The organism is Metapseudomonas resinovorans (assembly GCF_002003485.1).
Taxonomy (GTDB): domain Bacteria; phylum Pseudomonadota; class Gammaproteobacteria; order Pseudomonadales; family Pseudomonadaceae; genus Metapseudomonas; species Metapseudomonas resinovorans_D.
The window spans coordinates 73,211-90,193 of sequence record NZ_BDMA01000023.1; the positions used below are offsets into that span (position 1 = coordinate 73,211).

Sequence of the window (16,983 nt, forward strand, 5' to 3'; positions counted from 1 at the left end):
GGTGCGCCGCGCGCATCGAATCGCGCCGCAAGCCACAAGGACACGCACATGCTCCAAGTCGACAAACTCCACCAGTACTACGGCGGCAGCCACATCCTTCGCGGCCTGTCGTTCGACGTGAAAGTCGGCGAAGTCACCTGCCTGCTTGGGCGCAACGGCGTGGGCAAGACGACCCTGCTCAAATGCCTGATGGGCCTGATCCCGGCGAAAGAAGGTGCGGTGAACTGGGAAGGGCGCGCCATCACCGGTTTCAAGCCGCACCAGCGGGTGCATGCAGGCATCGCCTATGTGCCCCAGGGTCGCGAAATCTTCCCGCGCCTGACGGTGGAAGAAAACCTGCTGATGGGGCTGTCACGCTTCAGCGCGAAAGAGGCCAAGGCGGTGCCGGACTCCATCTACGAACTCTTCCCCGTGCTGCGGGAGATGAAGCATCGTCGTGGCGGTGACCTCTCCGGTGGCCAGCAGCAACAGCTCGCCATCGGCCGCGCCCTGGCCAGCCAGCCGCGCTTGCTGATCCTCGACGAGCCCACCGAAGGCATCCAGCCCTCGGTGATCAAGGAGATCGGCGCGGTGATCAGGAAGCTTGCCGAGCGTGGTGACATGGCCATCCTGCTGGTGGAGCAGTTCTACGACTTCGCCGCCGAACTGGCCGACCAGTACCTGGTGATGAGCCGGGGCGAAATCATCCAGCAGGGACGCGGAGCAAACATGGAAGCCGAAGGCGTACGCGGCCTGGTGACCATATGATGAGCCCCTTACAACACCTTCGCACCGCGTGGGTTACGCCGCTTCGCGGCTAACCCACCCTACAAGATCAACTCATGAACGCACCTGCCAACCCTGCCCTCTTCACTCCCAGCTGGCACGCCGAGCTTGAGCTGGCTTACGCCCTCGATGGTGTCACCACGCGCCCGGTGCAGCGCCGCCACAAGGGTCCGCTGCGGGTGCAGAAACACCTGCACGCCGAAGGCCCGCAGGTGTGCCAGCACATCATTGTCCACCCGCCCGGCGGCATAGCCGGTGGTGATCGTCTCGACCTGAGTGCACGCGTCGGCGAAGGCGCCTGGGCGCAGCTCACCAGCCCCGGCGCGGCCAAGTGGTACCGCGCCGCCAGCCCGGCGTTCCAGGAGGTCGAACTCAAGGTCGAGGCCGGCGCCACACTGGAATGGCTGCCGCAGGAGACCATCGTCTACTCCGGTGCCCGTGCCGAACTGGCGACCCGCATCGAACTGGTTGACGACGCCCGGCTGTTCTACTGGGACATCGTTGCCCTCGGCCGACCCGCTGCTGGCGAGCGTTTTGCCGAAGGCCATTTCCAGGCGCATCTGGATATTCGCCGCAACGGCACGCTGATCTGGCACGAACGCCAGCGCGTCGAAGGTGACGACGGCCTCCTCGACTCCCCCATCGGCCTCGCCGGCCAGCCGGTATTCGCGACCCTGATCGCCACCGGCGAAATCGATGCCGAACTGCTCGAACGCTGCCGCGAACGCCCCTGTGCCGGGCGCGGCGACCTGACCCAACTGCCCGGCTTGCTGGTGGCCCGCTGCCTCGCCTCCGAGGCGCTACACGCCCGCGCCTGGCTGATCGACCTCTGGCGCCTGTTGCGCCCTGCCTTGCTCGGCCGCGAAGCCGTTGCACCCCGTATCTGGAGCACCTGATGGACCTGACCCCAAGAGAAAAAGACAAACTGCTGATCTTCACCGCCGGTCTGGTGGCCGAACGGCGACTGGCTCGTGGCCTCAAGCTCAATTACCCCGAAGCCATGGCGTTGATTTCCGCCGCCCTCTTGGAAGGCGCCCGCGACGGCCAGACCGTGGCCGAGCTGATGCACTTCGGCACCACCCTGCTTTCCCGCGATCAGGTAATGGAAGGGGTACCGGAGATGATTCCCGAGATCCAGATCGAAGCCACTTTCCCGGACGGTACCAAGCTGGTCACCGTCCACCAGCCCATCGCGTGAGGAAATCTTCCAATGTCTACTGCGCTTGCCCATGCCGCGTTGCAAGTCGGCTCGGATTGCTCATTGACAGGCGTCAACTCCGCATCCTCGCCGACTTGCGCCTTGCCTGAGCCGCGCTCGCTACGACCTTGAACGACTTCCTGGAGACCGGAAACATGAACATTCGTGATGCAGCAGATGCTGACCTGCCCGGCATCCTCGCCATCTACAACGACGCAGTGGAGAACACCACGGCGATCTGGAACGAAACCCTGGTGGACCTGGCCAATCGCCGAGCCTGGCTGGCCGACCGCGCAGCCGCGAGCTTCCCGGTGCTGGTAGCGGTGAACCCAGCGGGCGATGTGCTCGGCTACGCCAGCTATGGCACCTGGCGCACCATCGAAGGCTTCCGCCACACCGTGGAGCATTCGGTGTACGTGCGCGGCGACCAGCGCGGCCAGGGCCTCGGCCCCGCGTTGATGCAGGCGTTGGTCGACCGCGCGCGCCAGGCGGGACTGCACGTGATGGTCGCCGCCATCGAGAGCGAGAACACCGCCTCCATCCGTCTGCACGAGCGCCTCGGCTTCGTCACCACCGGGCAGATGCCCCAGGTGGGGCGCAAGTTCGACCGCTGGCTCGACCTGACCTTCATGCAACTGATCCTGGAGTGACGCGATGATCCCCGGCGAATACCAGATCCAGGACGGCGAGATCGAACTCAACGCCGGCCGCCCCACCCTGAGCCTCTCCGTGGCCAACACCGGCGACCGCCCGATCCAGGTCGGCTCGCACTACCACTTCTTCGAAGCCAACGACGCGCTCGACTTCGACCGCGCCAGCGCACGCGGCATGCGCCTGAACATCCCGGCGGGCACCGCCGTGCGCTTCGAGCCGGGCCAGAGCCGCGAGGTGGAACTGGTAGAGCTGGCTGGTTTACGCCGCGTGTTCGGCTTCGCCGGCCGGGTGATGGGCGAGTTGTAAGGAGTAGGGTGCGCCGTGCGCACCGAGGAAATGGCACAGCGATTCGGTGCGCGCAGCGCACCCTACGGGACGAACGAATGAAGATCAGCAGACAAGCCTACGCCGACATGTTCGGCCCCACCGTCGGCGACAAGGTGCGCCTGGCCGACACGGACCTGTGGATCGAAGTCGAGAAGGACTTCACCACCTACGGCGAAGAAGTGAAGTTCGGCGGCGGCAAGGTGATCCGCGATGGCATGGGCCAGGGCCAGTTGCTGGCGGCGGACGTGGTCGACACCCTGATCACCAACGCCCTGATCATCGATCACTGGGGCATCGTCAAAGCCGACGTCGGCCTCAAGGACGGCCGCATCAAGGCCATCGGCAAGGCCGGCAATCCGGACATCCAGCCCGGCGTCACCATCGCAGTGGGTGCCAGCACCGAGGTGATCGCCGGCGAAGGGATGATCCTCACCGCTGGCGGCATCGACACCCACATCCACTTCATCTGCCCGCAGCAGATCGAAGAGGCGCTCATGAGCGGCGTCACCACCATGATCGGCGGCGGCACCGGCCCGGCCACCGGCACCAACGCCACCACCTGCACCTCGGGCCCCTGGCACATGGCGCGGATGCTCCAGGCCGCCGACGCCTTCCCGATGAACATCGGCTTCACCGGCAAGGGAAACGCCAGCCTGCCGGAGCCGCTGATCGAGCAGGTGAAGGCCGGCGCCATCGGCCTGAAGCTCCACGAAGACTGGGGCACCACCCCGGCGTCCATCGACAATTGCCTGTCGGTCGCCGACCTGTACGACGTACAGGTGGCGATCCACACCGACACGCTGAACGAATCGGGCTTCGTCGAAACCACCCTCGGCGCATTCAAGGGCCGCACCATCCACACCTATCACACGGAAGGCGCCGGCGGCGGCCACGCTCCGGACATCATCAAGGCCTGCGGCCTCCCCAATGTACTGCCCAGCTCCACCAACCCGACCCGGCCCTTCACCCGCAACACCATCGACGAGCATCTGGACATGCTCATGGTCTGCCACCATCTGGACCCGAGCATCGCCGAGGACGTGGCCTTCGCGGAAAGCCGCATCCGTCGCGAGACCATTGCCGCCGAAGACATCCTCCACGACCTCGGCGCCTTCAGCATGATCAGCTCCGACAGCCAGGCCATGGGACGCGTAGGCGAAGTCATCACCCGCACCTGGCAGAGCGCCGACAAGATGAAGAAGCAGCGCGGTGCCCTGCCCGAAGACGCCCCCGGCAACGACAACTTCCGCGCCAAGCGCTACATCGCCAAGTACACCATCAACCCGGCCATCACCCACGGCATCAGCCATGAAGTGGGCTCGGTGGAAGTGGGCAAGTGGGCCGACCTGGTGCTCTGGCGTCCGGCCTTCTTCGGCGTGAAGCCAACGCTGATCCTCAAGGGCGGCGCCATCGCCGCGAGCCTGATGGGCGACGCCAACGCCTCCATCCCCACCCCGCAGCCCGTGCATTACCGCCCGATGTTCGCCAGCTTCGCCGGCAGCCGCCACGCCACCAGCATCACCTTCATCAGCCAGGCCGCATTCGAGGCGGGCGTGCCGGAGCAGTTGGGATTGCAGAAGAAAATCGGCGTGGTGAAGGGCTGCCGCGATGTACAGAAGAAGGACCTGATCCACAACGGCTACACCCCAACCATCGACGTCGACCCGCAGAACTACCAGGTGAAAGCTGACGGCCAACTGCTCTGGTGCGAGCCCGCGAACGTGCTGCCGATGGCACAGCGGTATTTCTTGTTCTGAGCCACGAAGGCAGCGCAACTCACAGGCCAATCGACGGCTTGAGTCCGAGCCATAAAAAGACCAGAATTTGGCTCCAAATACAGGAGCCAAATTCATGCAAAACGTACTTGCCAACGTTGCCGTCAGCGTTTCCGAGCTGAAGAAAAATCCCTCGGCCGTGGTGTCCGGCGCCAAGGGTGCGCCTGTGGCTGTTCTCAACCACAACAAGGTCATGGCCTACATGGTTCCGGCTGAAACCTTCGAAGCGCTAATGGAGTATCTGGACGATCAGGCACTGGCCGAAATCGTCCGCAGCCGCGCCCACGAGAAGGGAGTGAAAGTCAGCCTCGATGAGCTATGAACTGGAGTTCCTCCCCTCGGCGCTGAAGGAATGGCGCAAGCTCGGCGATACCGTCCGGGAACAATTCAAGAAGAAGCTGAAAGAGCGGCTGCAACGGCCGCGGATCCAGGGCGATGCACTTCACGGAATGCCCGACTGCTTCAAGATCAAACTTCGCACCGCCGGTTACCGCCTGGTGTACCGGGTCGAAGACCAACGCATCACAGTGGTGGTGATCGGAGTCGGCAAGCGCGAAGGTGGTGCGGTCTACGACAAGGCCAAAGGTCGCTTGTAAACCGGCAAAGCGCTTGCCTCAGCGCAACTGACTATCCTTGCTCCCCCGCCGGTTATACCCGGTAAAAGCGGCGTTTTCCTTGTCGTGCTCGGTCTGGCAGGCGACGCACAGGTGCGCGCCGGGGATCGCCTTGCGGCGGGCTTCGGGGATGGGGGCGTCGCACTCTTCGCAGTGCGTCAGGCTTTCGCCCTTCGGCAACTGGCTGCGCGCGCGCTGGATGGCATCTTCGATGGTGCTGTCGATCTGTTCCTGGACGGCACCATCGCCGGCCCAACCACTGGCCATGCTGACCTCCCGCTTGCTCAAGGCTCAATGGAAGATTTGGGCTTTCTTCCGGCCTTTTGCAAGGGGGGCAGTCGTCAGGCGACAAGTGGAGGTCGCGCTACTCCTTCACGTTCATGAATTCCTCGGCCCAGACGATGTAGTCCTCGGGCAAGGTGTACTTGTGGGTGAGTTCGGTAGCAGTGAGTTCGGTGCCGGTGGCGACCTGGCGCTGCTCGCGCAGGCAGTCGTAGGTCGCCTTGATGGCGGCGAAGTAAGCCGCGTGTCCATTGACCACGATGCGCACGCCAAGGCGGGCGAGGCGTTCGTTGTCGCGCAGCTTGGGGTTGCCGTAGGTGACCAGCATCAGCGGGATGCTCAGGTGTTCGGCGATCTTTTCCAGGTGCTCGAAGTCGGCCACGCCGACCATGCAGATGCCATCGGCACCGGCAGCCTGATAGGCCTTGGTGCGCTTGATCACTTCTTCGGTGCTGAGCACGCCGGCGTGGGTGCGGGCGATGATCGCCAGGTCCGGATCGACGCGCGCCTCCAGGGCTGCGCGGATTTTGCCGACGCCCTCATCCACCGAGATCAAGTCGGTGGACTTGCGGCCGAACTGGGCCGGCAGCAGGGTGTCTTCGATGGTCAGCGCGGCGATGCCGGCACGCTCCAGTTCGACCACGGTGCGCATCACGTTGAGGGCGTTGCCGTAGCCGTGGTCGGCATCGGCGATTACCGGCAGGCGCGAGACGCGACCTATGCGGGTCGCCTGTTCGACGAACTCGCTGAGGGTGATCAGGGCGAAGTCAGGTGCGGCGAGCACCTGCAGGGACGCGACCGAACCGCCGAGGATGCCGACTTCGAAACCGAGGTCAGCGGCGATGCGAGCCGACATGGGATCGAACACCGAAGCGGTGTGAAAACAGGAATCCGAGTCCAGCAGCGCACGAAAGGCCGTGCGCAACTCGTGATGAGAAGCTCTATGCATAAAGGCACCAAAGATCAGAGGGGGGTCAGGATGAAGCCGGCTCCGTAACTCTGGAGTCGGCGCCCCCGTTTTTCCATTGTCAGACTGCGCCCATTCTAACGGATCAGTCTTTCAGTTCGCTTAACGGCCACGCGGCTTGTCCGGCACTTCGTCGGCCGCCACACTGACGCCCCCTTTTTCGAGACGCTGCCGTGCTGGCACTCACCGCCTACCTGGGCCTGTTCCTCTCTGCCTTCGGCGCCGCCACCCTGCTACCCCTGCAGTCGGAAGCCGTGCTGGTCGGGCTGCTGCTGGGCAAGGCCCATCCGGCCTGGGCGCTGGTGACGGTGGCGACCTTCGGCAATGTGCTGGGCTCGCTGGTGAACTGGTGGCTGGGGCGCTACCTGGAGCACTTCCGCGAACGTCGCTGGTTCCCGGTGAAACCGGCGCAGATGGAGCGGGCGCAGGCCTTCTACCACCGCTACGGGCGCTGGTCGCTGCTGCTGGCCTGGGTACCGGTGATCGGCGATCCGCTGACCCTGGTGGCCGGGGTGATGCGGGAGTCCTTCTGGGCGTTCCTGGCACTGGTGACCCTGGCCAAGGCGTGGCGTTATCTCGCACTGGCGGCGCTGACCCTGGGCTGGATGGGGCTTCAGTAGGGTGGATCACGCTTCACCGATCCACCATTGGAGGCGTGATCGGCCTCGTCGGTGGATATGAAAAGCGATATCCACCCTACACCCGCTCGCGAAGCGGTTCGCGGTCCGACGAAGCGCTGCCATTGTGTTTCGGGATACTGCCCCGGCGACGTTGCGTCGCTGGAGCGCCTACGCTTTTCGGGTCGCTGCCTGGAGGCCAACCCATGAGAAAGCTCGCCCTGCTGATCGCCTTCTTCGCCCTGGTACTTGGCGCCACCGCTGCGTTCGCCCACCACGGATGGAGTTCCTATGACGCGGACAAGACCCTGACCATCGAGACACCGGTCAAGACGCTTTCCTATCGCAATCCCCACGCTCACATCACCATCGACTACGAAGGCCGCGAATGGCACGTGGTTCTGGCCCCCCTCAGCCGCATGGAGTCGCGTGGGCTGCCGGAAAAAGACCTGGCACCGGGCAAGACGGTGACGGTGGTCGGCTACCCGCGCAAGGACGGCACGGCGGAGATCCGTGCGGAGCGGGTAATCGTCGACGGACGCTCGGTGGAGCTGCGCTGAGGCGGTGATAGAACTCGTCCTGCCCTGGGCGGAACAGCTGGAAGCATCGCCCTTCGGCGCGCTGATGCGCGAGTCCACGCTGTTCTACCCGGCGGCCAACCTGCTGCACCTGCTCGGCCTCGTGATGCTGCTGGGCTCCATGCTGCTGCTCGACCTGCGCCTGCTCGGGCTCGCCCGCGAAGTGCCGCTGCTGGAAGCCTCGCGCCGCCTGACGCCGATCGGCATCGCCGGGCTGCTGCTCCTGCTGCTCACCGGCTTCTGCCTGTTCGCCGCCGACGCGGGGCCGTTGACGAAGAACTGGTTGTTGCAACTCAAGCTGCTGATGGTTGCTGTGGGTGCCGCCAACGCCTTGCTGTTCCGTGCCCTGTGGAGCGCACGGCTGGCGGATTGGGACCAGCAGCCACCCGCCAGCGGGCGGCTGCAGGTGGCGCTGTCGATCCTGATCTGGTGCGGGGTGATGTCGGCCGGCCGATTGCTCGCGTACGTCTAGCACTGACGCTCGCCGGCGCTAGTCCTTCTTCAGGCACTGACTCATGAAGGCCTTGCGCTCATCGCCTTTCAGGGCCTTTTCCGAAGCGCCCTTGTTGCAGGCCGTCATGCGCTCCTGCTGAGTCATGCTCAAGCACTTGCTCATGAAGGCTTTGCGTTCGTCGCCCTTGAGGGCCTTGGCCGAAGCGTCGGCGTTGCAGGTCTTCATCTTTTCCTGCTGGGTGGCGGCGAAGCCTTGGCCGGCGGCCAGCAGGGCGATGAGCATCACGGGCAGGCATAGTTTCTTCATGGAAGGGTCTCCCTGTTTATCCACACGGTGGGAGTCTAGCCAGCGCGACGAACTGTGCCGGACAACCCGAGTCCGCTCGCGTAAACTGCGCGGCCGTTTTTTTCCGGAACACCCGCGACATGAGCAACGTCCTCTCCGCCCAGGCCCTGGGCATCGACTTCGGAACTTCCAACTCCACCGTCGGCTTGTGGCGCCCGGATGCGGAGCCGCTGATCGCCCTGGAGGACGACAAGTTCACCCTGCCTTCGGTGGTGTTCTTCAACACCGAGGAGCGCCGCCCGGCCTATGGACGTCAGGCCCTGCACGAGTACCTGGAAGGCTACGAGGGCCGCCTCATGCGCTCGCTGAAAAGCCTGCTGGGCTCGCCCCTGCTGAAAAGCGAAACCACGGTGCTGGGCAGCGCCCTGCCCTTCAAGGACCTCCTCAGTCTGTTCATCGGCCAGCTCAAGCAGCGCGCCGAGGCATCCGCCGGCCGCGAGTTCGAGCAGGTGGTACTGGGTCGCCCGGTATTCTTCGTGGATGACGATCCGGAGGCGGACCAGGAAGCCCAGAACACCCTGGTCGCCGTGGCGCAGAAGCTCGGTTTCAAGGACGTGTCCTTCCAGTTCGAACCCATTGCCGCCGCGTTCGACTACGAGCGCGACATCGAGCGCGAGGAACTGGTGCTGATCGTCGACATCGGCGGCGGTACCTCGGACTTCTCGCTGGTACGCCTCTCGCCCGAACGCCGGGAATTGGCCGAGCGCCAGGACGACATCCTCGCCACCGGTGGCGTGCACATCGGCGGTACCGACTTCGACAAGCAACTCAGCCTGCAAGGCGTGATGCCGCTGTTCGGCTATGGCAGCCGGATGAAGAGCGACGCGCTGATGCCCACCAGCTACCACCTGAACCTGGCCACCTGGCACACCATCAACGCCGTGTACGCGCAGAAGTCGCAACTGGCGCTGAAGAACATGCGCTACGACATCGTCGACGCCACCGGCATCGACCGTCTGTTCAGCCTGATCGAGCAGCGCGCCGGCCACTGGCTGGCCATGCAGGTGGAAGACAGCAAGATCGAGCTGACCGAGGCCGAAAGCCGCCGCATCGACCTGGCACGCATCGAGCCGGGCCTCGATGTGCAGCTGACCCGCGCGCTGTTCGAGAGCGCCATCGACGACCTGCTGGTACGCATCCGTGCCAGCGTCGATGGCCTGCTGGCCCAGGCCGGCGTGCGTGCCGACGAGGTCGACACGCTGTTCTTCACCGGCGGCTCCAGCGGCATTCCGGCACTGCGTCAGAGCGTGGCGGCGATGCTGCCCAATGCGCGCCAGGTGGAAGGCAACCTGTTCGGCAGCATCGGCAGCGGCCTGGCCATCGAAGCGAAGAAACGCTACGGCTGACCGCTCATCTGCCCACCGGTCCGGCATCCCTTGCCGGGCCGCGCGATCCCCGCCGCAGGTAGATTTTCAATGCCCTGCTAGGCTCAATCCCATCGCGGGAAGGGCCCGCGCCAGATAGGGAAGTTCTGCCATGAGCAAGCACGCATTGCTGCTGGCCTGCGCCCTGGCCTCGATGGTCGGTTGCGCCAGCAAGATGGAAAACCCCACCGACTACTACACCTACCGCGACCAGCCGCTGGTCAAGCAGGTGGACGAGGGCATGACCGAGTCGCAGGTGCGCACCATCGGCGGCCCGCCATCGTCTTCTATGCGTCGCAAGGTCAATGCCGGCATCTGCAACGATTACATCCTCAATCAGGACGGCCACCAGCAGGCCTACCATGTCAGCTTCGACGGCAGCGGCCGGGTCGAGGAAAAGGGCTTCATGACCTGTCAGCAACGCGAACAGGCCGAACGCGAGAAAGCCGAGAAACAAGCGGGCGACGGCGGCTATTGATCGGTCTTATCGCTGCCGAACGGCGGCATCCGGCAGTTCGCCATCACCCAAGCTGAAAGTCACGCCTGGCGCGGCTTTCAGCTCCTCCCCCAGGCATTTCGCCAGCTGCTGGCGGAATGCCGTCCATCGCCTGCTTCGTCTCCCGGCGAACTCGGGCGAACTCTCCCCAGTCTTCGATGTTCCAAGCGCAGTGTTTCAATAGCGTTAACCCATGAGGACCCATGATGTACAAGCAAGCGCTTGTCATGGCTTGTGCCCTGGCATCGATGGCGGGCTGCGCCAGCAAGATCGAAAACCCCACGGACTATCTCACCTTCCGCAACCAGCCCCTGGTAGAGGAAGTCGAACCCGGAATGAGCCGACAGCAGGTGCTGATCATTGGCGGGCGCCCCTCTTCCGTCGTCCAGCGCAGCGTGCACCCGGGTTCCTGCAACAACTACATCCTCAATGAAGAGGGCCACCAGCAGCCCTACCACATCAGCTTCGACAGCAGCGGCCGCGTGCGCCACAAGGGCTTCATGACCTGCGGCCAGCGCGAGCAGGCGGAGCGCGACCAGCTTTGAGTCCGGTCCGGCAGACGCACCAGCAAGACCTTGGCAAGGCGTCCGCCTAACGTTTGTGCATCTGCTGTAACAGGGGCTGGCAGGCATTTCCCTCCTCGCCTCCAGCCGCCGGAGCCACCAGCGCCAACAAGGCAGCTGCCGGGGCCACCGCCACCCCCAGCGCCAGCATGCCCGCTCCGCGCACCACCAATGACACCGTCTGCACCCCGGCCTGGGGATTCTTGAAGGTGCCGCGCACGTAGAGCGGCGAGCGCAGCGAGAACACCCGCACCCCCTTGGAATCCGGATTGACGCTGAGGTCCAGGCGCTCATTGCGGAAGTTGGCATTGCCGTCGATCCGCACCAGCGCATTCTCGGTATCGAAGACGAACAGGCGCGGGGTCATCAGGCCATCCTTCAGCCCCAGATCCGCCGCCGCACAATTGATCTTCACTTCCTCGTCGCCGAACAGCCGCCCCACCAGGTAATTGCCCACGTTGAGCCCGGCGATCTCCATCAGGTTGCGACTGATGGTGCCGTCGTTGACCAGCATCTGCACGTCGCCATTGGCCGTGCCCAGCAGCGCCGCCACCGAGTTGCCGGTGCCGGACAGGTCCGCAGTGCCGTTCAGCTCGCCCAGGCTGTTGCGCATGGCCTGGACATTCGGGAACAGCTCCTTGAGCTTGAAATGGCGCGCCTTGATCTGGGCCTTGCCACTCAGCGGTGTCCGCCGCCCATCGAGACGGAGGGTGGTGTCCAGGTCGCCGCCGGCCACGCCGAAGCGCAGGGGCGCGAGGCTGAGCACGCCGTCATCGAGTAGCACATGGGTGGAGAGGTCGGTGAAGGGCAGCTTCTCGCTGTGCTGGATGCGCTTGCCGGTGAAGCTCACATCGGCATCCATCGCCCGCCAGCGTTCGGTGCGGAATTCCTCCACCGGCAGCACTTTGTCCGTCGGCTGCCGGGTGGCGACACCGCGTGCCTGCTGCCCCGCCCGTGAGTCGGCGCCGATCAGCGGGCCGAGATCGGCGAAGCGCAGCTGCTCCGACGTCAGGGTGCCTGAAAGCTTGGGCCGAGGCTGGCTGGCGACGTAAGTGAGATCGCCATGGATATCGCTGGCGCCGATGCGACCGTTGAAGCCCTGGTAGTGGAACCTTGCCCCGCCGGGCTCGTGCAGTTGCGCCACCAGCCGGCCATCCGTGGAGTAGGCCGGGGTTTCCGGCAGCGTAACGCCCGTCAGCGGATAGAGCTGGGCCAGACTTTTGCCGGATAGCTGCAGACGCAGGTCGAGGGCGCCAAGTTCACGCGGATCGGTCAGGGTCCCCAGCAAGGCGATGCGGGTATCGCCGGCCTTGATATCGGCCTGCAACGGGAAGGGCAGGTCGGCGTTCTGCAGCGCCAGCAGGCCGCCCACCTTGCCTTTGCCATCCAGCGGCTGGCCCTTGTAGCTGCCTTTCGCCTGCCAGCCGAAGGCGTAGTCCTGGGCGGTCGCCGTCGCAGGCCTCGCCCCCTTGGTCGGCAGCAGTTCGCTGAATGGAATCGGCTTGCCCAATGGATCGACGAGGATGTCGAGCCGGGTGCCGGTCTGCGCGTCATCCACCTTCACCTGGCCCTTGTCGAAGCCAATGGTGCCGATGTCCAGGCTCCAGCTGGAGGGCTGCTGCTGATCGTCCTGCGGTTTTTTCGGCAGCTCGAAGGTCCAGTTGTTGCGACCATCCGCCAGGCGCCTGACGCTGGCCTGCGGGCTGCCCAGGTCGATGCGCGGAATGCTCAGCTGCTGCCAGAGCAACGGCAGTGGCGCGACGCGGAACTCCACCCGTTCCAGGCTGACGAAGTCGCCGCCCTTGGCCCACTCAGGATTCCCTAAACGCAGCTTCTCGGCCACGAAACGCGGCCAGGGCACCAGGGCGCGCCAGCCCCCCTCACCTTCTTCGCGCTGCCAGATGACGCTGAGATTGCCGTCGATGGCGAACTCGCGTCCCAGTTCGACGGACACCCGCTGGTTGAGGGCCGGCTTGATGCGGTTCCAATCGAAGGTGGCGACCAGCACCAGCAATGCCGCCAGCAGCAGCGCCAATGCCAGGACCGTCCTGGCCACGATGCGAAGACCTCGCGTCATGCACTTCTCCCCTTTGCTCACGGCAACCCTTGGCAGGCGACGTGATGTCCATGCCTTATCGACCCGTGGATGTGCCGGGATGCTCCCTCGAAACGCAGCGCTTCGACCACCGGCAATCCCGCCAACCGACCCGAGAGTGATGCAAGGCATTGATTATAAAGGGCGTCGCAAACATTAACGGCGTTGATGTTCTCTATCGGGAGTGATCACTTTTTAATCGAACCCCGATCCGTAAGATTGGCTCCGTACCCAGTTTCCAGCCCCCTTCGAGGAGCACACGATCATGAAAACCCAAGCCTTCGCCGCCCTGTTCATCACCGCCCTCAGCACCAGCGCTTTCGCCCTGCCGTCCGACTCCCAGTCCGTTCTGGGCGAAGCGAAGGAAGGCGCCTACATCCAGGTCGTCGAGCCGGTTGCCGCCGAAGGTAGCTTCATGGTCCTGGACCGCGTCGCCGAAGGTGGTTCTGATCGCACCGGTGCCAACCGCATCGCTGAAAGTGGCGCCGACCGCACCGGCGCAAACCGTATCGCTGAAAGTGGTTCCGATCGCACTCAGGGCTTCCGCGTAGCCGAAGGCGGTTCTGATCGTAGCAACGCCCTCCGCGTCGCCGAAGGTGGTTCCGACCGCATTGGCGCCAACCGTATCGCCTGATCGCAGACTGCAAAACCTCAAAGCCCGGCAAATGCCGGGCTTTGTGCTAATGGGCACCCATACCCTGTAGGGGCGAATTCATTCGCCAAACGGACCGCAGGTTCGCCCTTGAACTCCCGAGGGGGTTCCCAACCTCCCTCACCCCCGGCCCCTCTCCCGGAGGGAGAGGGGAGCAGACCGTGCCCAGGTCGAGCCGGACACCGCCTTGTAGGAGCGAATTCATTCGCGAAATCACGCCAACCGGTACTTCCAGATTCGCCTAATCACGCTACCGAACTGCACCGACAACCGTCCGCTGTTGTAGACCTGCCCATAACGCCCGGCGATCTCCCGCACCCTCTTGGCCATCTCGGCGTAGCGCCGGGCTGGCAGGTCGGGGAACAGGTGGTGTTCGATCTGGTGGCTGAGGTTGCCGGTGAGGATGTGGAACAGCTGCCCTCCTTCCAGATTGCTGGAGCCGCGCAGTTGGCGCAGATACCAGTGACCTCGGCTTTCCCCTTCCAGCACGCTGGGTGGGAAGACCGCCGCGCGCTCCGTGAAGTGGCCGCAGAAGATCACGGTGAAGGTCCACAGGTTGCGGATCAGGTTGGCCAGCAGGTTGCCCACCAGCACGGCCGTCACACTCCCCCCGACCAGCAACGCCAGCAAGGGGAACAGCAGGTAATCCTTCACCGACTGGCGCAGTACCTTGGCATTGAACTGGCGCAGTCGCGGTCGCAGTTCATCGGCGCTCATGCGGCCCTTGAGGTACTGGTCCAGGCGCAGGTGCTGCACGGCCACCGAGTACTGGAACAGCACCGCCTGCAGCGTCACCCACACGGGTTGCCAGCGGTAGAAGGGCTTCCAGCGCTGCTCGGGAAACAGCCGCACCACGCCATAGCCGACGTCATCATCCATGCCGAGCACGTTGGTGTAGCTGTGGTGGATGTGGTTGTGGGTATGCCGCCAGAAGTCCGAAGGCCCGGCGATGTCCCACTCGTAGCGAGTGCCGCGCAGTTCCGGGTCGTTCATCCAGTCGTACTGGCCATGCATGACGTTGTGGCCCAATTCCATGTTCTCGAGGATTTTGCCCAGTCCGAGCAGGGCCACGCCCAGCAACCAGGTGGGCGGGAACCAACCGAACAGCAGCAAGGCGCGCCCGCTCCAGCAGCAGAAGCGCACGGCCGCGCGGATTCGGCGGATGTAACAGGCATCGGCTTCGCCGAGATCGTCCAGGGTGCGCTGGCGCAGGGCGTCCAGCTCAGCGCCGAAGGCATCCAGCTCAGCAGGGGTGAGTTCGCGGTCGCTTCGCATCTCGAGTCCTAGAGTTCCAGTTCCACATCGCCTAGCGGCGCGCTGACACAGAGGCGGATAGGCAGCCCGGGCCCGGCCGTCACGGCGCCGGTGCGCAAGTCACGCACGCTGCCGGCCAGCAGTTGGCAGGTGCAGCCGGTGCAGATGCCCTGGCGGCAGCCATGGGGCGGGCGCAAGCCGTGGGATTCGGCCTGATCCAGCAGATTGACGGCGCTGCTGCCCGGCAACTCCCGATGAGAGCGGGCGAAGCGCAGGCGAATCGCTGTGCCGCTCCCGCTGATCTGCGCGGGTGGCGTAAAGGCCTCCAACTGCAGGCTGCCGTCGCGAGGCGATGCCTGCCACCAGGCGCGCACCCCTTCCACAAAGCCATGCGGCCCGCACGCCAGCAGGCTGTGTGCGGGCAACCCGGTCAAATGATCCGCCTGGAAGCGCCCCGCCATCTCATCAGCCAAAGGCGCTTCGCCGCTGATAGCCCAGCGCACCTGCAGATTGGGATGGCGGCGCATCAATGCTTGCAGCTCCTCGCTGAAGGCGCGCTGGCCGCGCTGGCGCACGTAGTGCAGCAGTGTGACCGGCGCGCTGAAGCCGCGGGCCAGCGCCTGGCGCAGCAGACCGAGCAAGGGGGTGATGCCCGAGCCGGCGGCCAGCAGCAGTACGGACGCCGCGTCATTCGGCCAGGCCAGTTCACCCTGGGCCGGGTCCAGCTCCAGCACGCTGCCCACCTCCAAACGGTCCAGCAACCAGGTGGACAGGCGGCCGCCCGGCTGGCGTTTCACCGCCACCTCGATGCGCCCGTCGGCCTCCACCGCCAGCAGGCTGTAACTGCGTCCATGCCGCACGCCATCCAGTTCCTGGTAAAGCCGGACATGCTGGCCAGGCAGCCAGCCACGCGCATTGCCATTGGTGCGCAGGCCGAGGGCGAGCATGTCGTCGGCCACCCAGCGTCGGGATTCGACCCAGGCAAATACCCGGTGCAGGCGCAGGACCGGATGAACGCGGCGCAGCAGGCAGTCCAGCTCGGACTCCTGCAGCCAGCCGCCAGCGACCAGCGCACGCAAGGGCCCGAGCGCGGGGCCAAGATGGCGCGCCAGGGAAACGGACAAGAGGGGCATGGAAAGACTCTAGTGAACAGTTGTGCACTAGGCTGCACGAACCAACGAATTACAGTCAACACTTGTTCACTGAAGCAGGTTCGCGCCCCCTAAGCCCTTTTGCTAGAGTGCGCCGCACATTCGCCAACGGCCGCGCCCCATGACCCAACGCTCGGAACAGAAGCAGCAGACCCGCCACGCCCTGATGGATGCCGCGCGGCTCCTGATGGACAGCGGACGTGGCTTCGGCGGCCTGAGCCTGCGGGAAGTGGCGCGCAATGCCGGCATCGTGCCCACCGGCTTCTACCGCCATTTCAACGATATGGACGAACTCGGCCTGGCCCTGGTCGAGGAAGTTGGCGAGACCTTCCGCGCCACCATCCGCGTGGTACGCCAGAACGAGTTCGAACTGGGCGGCATCATCGAAGCCTCGGTGCGCATCTTCCTCGATGCGGTTGCCGCCAACCGTGGCCAGTTCCTCTTCCTCGCCCGCGAGCAATACGGCGGCTCGCAGCCCGTGCGCCAAGCCATCGGCGCCCTGCGCCAGCGCATCACCGACGACCTGGCCGCCGACCTCAAGCTGATCAACCGCATGCCGCAGCTGGACGACGAAGGCGTCGACCTGGTGGCTGACCTGGTGGTGAAAACGGTATTCGCCACGCTCCCGGAACTGATCGATCCGCCGGCGGACAACCTGCCGCCGCACCTCCTGCCCGCCGCCAAGATCACCCAGCAGCTGCGCTTCATCATGATCGGCGGCAAACACTGGCTCGGGCCGGGCAAGCCGAAAAGCTGACCGTTCCGCCAGCACAGCCGCACCACTCGGGTGCAACTCGCACCACCACGGCCCACCATTACGCCCCACAGGCAG

The 16,983-nt window shown here is 64.9% G+C and carries 22 protein-coding genes; 16 read left to right on the plus strand and 6 right to left on the minus strand.

Going from position 1 to position 16,983, the window contains the following annotated elements; genetic code table 11:
• The first annotated feature begins 48 nt into the window (after window positions 1-48).
• From urtE to MnOB_RS08005, 8 genes are all read left to right on the plus strand, one after another.
• Window positions 49-747 (plus strand): urea ABC transporter ATP-binding subunit UrtE, encoded by a 699-nt coding sequence (urtE, locus tag MnOB_RS07970; protein ID WP_077523689.1) that lies wholly within the window; start codon window positions 49-51, stop codon window positions 745-747.
• Window positions 748-821: 74 nt separating this feature from the next.
• Complete coding sequence (locus tag MnOB_RS07975) at window positions 822-1,661, plus strand: urease accessory protein UreD (RefSeq protein ID WP_077523690.1); 840 nt, start codon at window positions 822-824, stop codon at window positions 1,659-1,661.
• The gene (gene ureA / locus MnOB_RS07980; protein WP_077523691.1) at window positions 1,661-1,963 is read left to right on the plus strand and encodes an urease subunit gamma; all 303 of its coding nucleotides are present in this window, start codon (window positions 1,661-1,663) and stop codon (window positions 1,961-1,963) included. Before MnOB_RS07975 ends, ureA begins: the two co-directional genes overlap by 1 nt.
• A gap of 155 nt (window positions 1,964-2,118) precedes the next feature.
• Window positions 2,119-2,613: a GNAT family N-acetyltransferase gene (locus MnOB_RS07985; protein ID WP_077523692.1), complete on the plus strand. Its 495-nt coding sequence runs from the start codon at window positions 2,119-2,121 to the stop codon at window positions 2,611-2,613.
• Window positions 2,614-2,617: 4 nt separating this feature from the next.
• Window positions 2,618-2,923 carry an urease subunit beta gene (locus MnOB_RS07990; RefSeq protein ID WP_077523693.1) on the plus strand — a complete coding sequence of 102 codons (306 nt, stop codon included), beginning with the start codon at window positions 2,618-2,620 and terminating at the stop codon, window positions 2,921-2,923.
• 77 nt (window positions 2,924-3,000) lie between these two features.
• On the plus strand, window positions 3,001-4,701 hold the full coding sequence (gene ureC, locus MnOB_RS07995; protein ID WP_077523694.1) for an urease subunit alpha: 1,701 nt from the start codon (window positions 3,001-3,003) through the stop codon (window positions 4,699-4,701).
• A 94-nt stretch (window positions 4,702-4,795) separates the two neighbouring features.
• Window positions 4,796-5,041, plus strand: a complete 246-nt coding sequence (locus tag MnOB_RS08000) for a type II toxin-antitoxin system Phd/YefM family antitoxin (RefSeq protein ID WP_077523695.1) — start codon at window positions 4,796-4,798, stop codon at window positions 5,039-5,041.
• Window positions 5,031-5,315 (plus strand): type II toxin-antitoxin system RelE family toxin, encoded by a 285-nt coding sequence (locus tag MnOB_RS08005; protein WP_077523696.1) that lies wholly within the window; start codon window positions 5,031-5,033, stop codon window positions 5,313-5,315. Before MnOB_RS08000 ends, MnOB_RS08005 begins: the two co-directional genes overlap by 11 nt.
• Window positions 5,316-5,333: 18 nt before the next feature.
• Here MnOB_RS08005 and MnOB_RS08010 read toward each other — a convergent pair whose 3' ends face one another.
• Together MnOB_RS08010 and MnOB_RS08015 are read right to left on the minus strand one after the other, a co-directional pair.
• Entirely contained in the window at window positions 5,334-5,600 is a 267-nt protein-coding gene (locus MnOB_RS08010) for a DksA/TraR family C4-type zinc finger protein (protein WP_077523697.1), read from the minus strand.
• A gap of 97 nt (window positions 5,601-5,697) precedes the next feature.
• Window positions 5,698-6,564, minus strand: a complete 867-nt coding sequence (locus tag MnOB_RS08015) for an isocitrate lyase/PEP mutase family protein (RefSeq protein WP_077523698.1) — start codon at window positions 6,562-6,564, stop codon at window positions 5,698-5,700.
• A 191-nt stretch (window positions 6,565-6,755) separates the two neighbouring features.
• Here MnOB_RS08015 and MnOB_RS08020 point away from each other — a divergent pair, with 191 nt between their 5' ends.
• From MnOB_RS08020 to MnOB_RS08030, 3 genes are all read left to right on the plus strand, one after another.
• Window positions 6,756-7,202 carry a YqaA family protein gene (locus tag MnOB_RS08020; RefSeq protein WP_077523699.1) on the plus strand — a complete coding sequence of 149 codons (447 nt, stop codon included), beginning with the start codon at window positions 6,756-6,758 and terminating at the stop codon, window positions 7,200-7,202.
• A gap of 203 nt (window positions 7,203-7,405) precedes the next feature.
• Complete coding sequence (locus MnOB_RS08025; RefSeq protein WP_077523700.1) at window positions 7,406-7,759, plus strand: DUF6152 family protein; 354 nt, start codon at window positions 7,406-7,408, stop codon at window positions 7,757-7,759.
• Window positions 7,760-7,763: 4 nt separating this feature from the next.
• On the plus strand, window positions 7,764-8,249 hold the full coding sequence (locus MnOB_RS08030) for a hypothetical protein (protein WP_234358219.1): 486 nt from the start codon (window positions 7,764-7,766) through the stop codon (window positions 8,247-8,249).
• 18 nt (window positions 8,250-8,267) lie between these two features.
• Here the strand turns inward: MnOB_RS08030 and MnOB_RS08035 are convergent, their stop codons facing one another.
• Window positions 8,268-8,537, minus strand: a complete 270-nt coding sequence (locus tag MnOB_RS08035) for a PsiF family protein (RefSeq protein ID WP_077523701.1) — start codon at window positions 8,535-8,537, stop codon at window positions 8,268-8,270.
• Between the two features lie 119 nt (window positions 8,538-8,656).
• Between MnOB_RS08035 and MnOB_RS08040 the strand changes: the two genes are divergently transcribed.
• From MnOB_RS08040 to osmE (MnOB_RS08050), 3 genes are all read left to right on the plus strand, one after another.
• Window positions 8,657-9,922 carry an Hsp70 family protein gene (locus tag MnOB_RS08040; RefSeq protein ID WP_077523702.1) on the plus strand — a complete coding sequence of 422 codons (1,266 nt, stop codon included), beginning with the start codon at window positions 8,657-8,659 and terminating at the stop codon, window positions 9,920-9,922.
• A 130-nt stretch (window positions 9,923-10,052) separates the two neighbouring features.
• Entirely contained in the window at window positions 10,053-10,418 is a 366-nt protein-coding gene (osmE, locus tag MnOB_RS08045; protein ID WP_077523703.1) for an osmotically-inducible lipoprotein OsmE, read from the plus strand.
• A 224-nt stretch (window positions 10,419-10,642) separates the two neighbouring features.
• A complete protein-coding gene (gene osmE / locus MnOB_RS08050; protein WP_077523785.1) occupies window positions 10,643-10,981 on the plus strand; it encodes an osmotically-inducible lipoprotein OsmE in 339 nt (112 codons plus the stop codon).
• Window positions 10,982-11,027: 46 nt separating this feature from the next.
• Here osmE (MnOB_RS08050) and MnOB_RS08055 read toward each other — a convergent pair whose 3' ends face one another.
• Entirely contained in the window at window positions 11,028-13,076 is a 2,049-nt protein-coding gene (locus MnOB_RS08055) for an AsmA family protein (RefSeq protein WP_077523704.1), read from the minus strand.
• A gap of 283 nt (window positions 13,077-13,359) precedes the next feature.
• Between MnOB_RS08055 and MnOB_RS08060 the strand changes: the two genes are divergently transcribed.
• Window positions 13,360-13,728 (plus strand): phage infection protein, encoded by a 369-nt coding sequence (locus MnOB_RS08060; RefSeq protein WP_077523705.1) that lies wholly within the window; start codon window positions 13,360-13,362, stop codon window positions 13,726-13,728.
• Between the two features lie 231 nt (window positions 13,729-13,959).
• Here the strand turns inward: MnOB_RS08060 and MnOB_RS08065 are convergent, their stop codons facing one another.
• Window positions 13,960-15,021, minus strand: coding sequence for a fatty acid desaturase family protein (locus MnOB_RS08065; RefSeq protein WP_077523706.1), 1,062 nt, complete (start codon window positions 15,019-15,021; stop codon window positions 13,960-13,962).
• An 8-nt stretch (window positions 15,022-15,029) separates the two neighbouring features.
• Window positions 15,030-16,133 carry a ferredoxin reductase gene (locus MnOB_RS08070; RefSeq protein ID WP_077523707.1) on the minus strand — a complete coding sequence of 368 codons (1,104 nt, stop codon included), beginning with the start codon at window positions 16,131-16,133 and terminating at the stop codon, window positions 15,030-15,032.
• 139 nt (window positions 16,134-16,272) lie between these two features.
• On the opposite strand from MnOB_RS08070, the gene MnOB_RS08075 reads away from it, so the two are divergent.
• A complete protein-coding gene (locus MnOB_RS08075) occupies window positions 16,273-16,908 on the plus strand; it encodes a TetR family transcriptional regulator (protein WP_077523708.1) in 636 nt (211 codons plus the stop codon).
• Window positions 16,909-16,983: the final 75 nt, after the last annotated feature.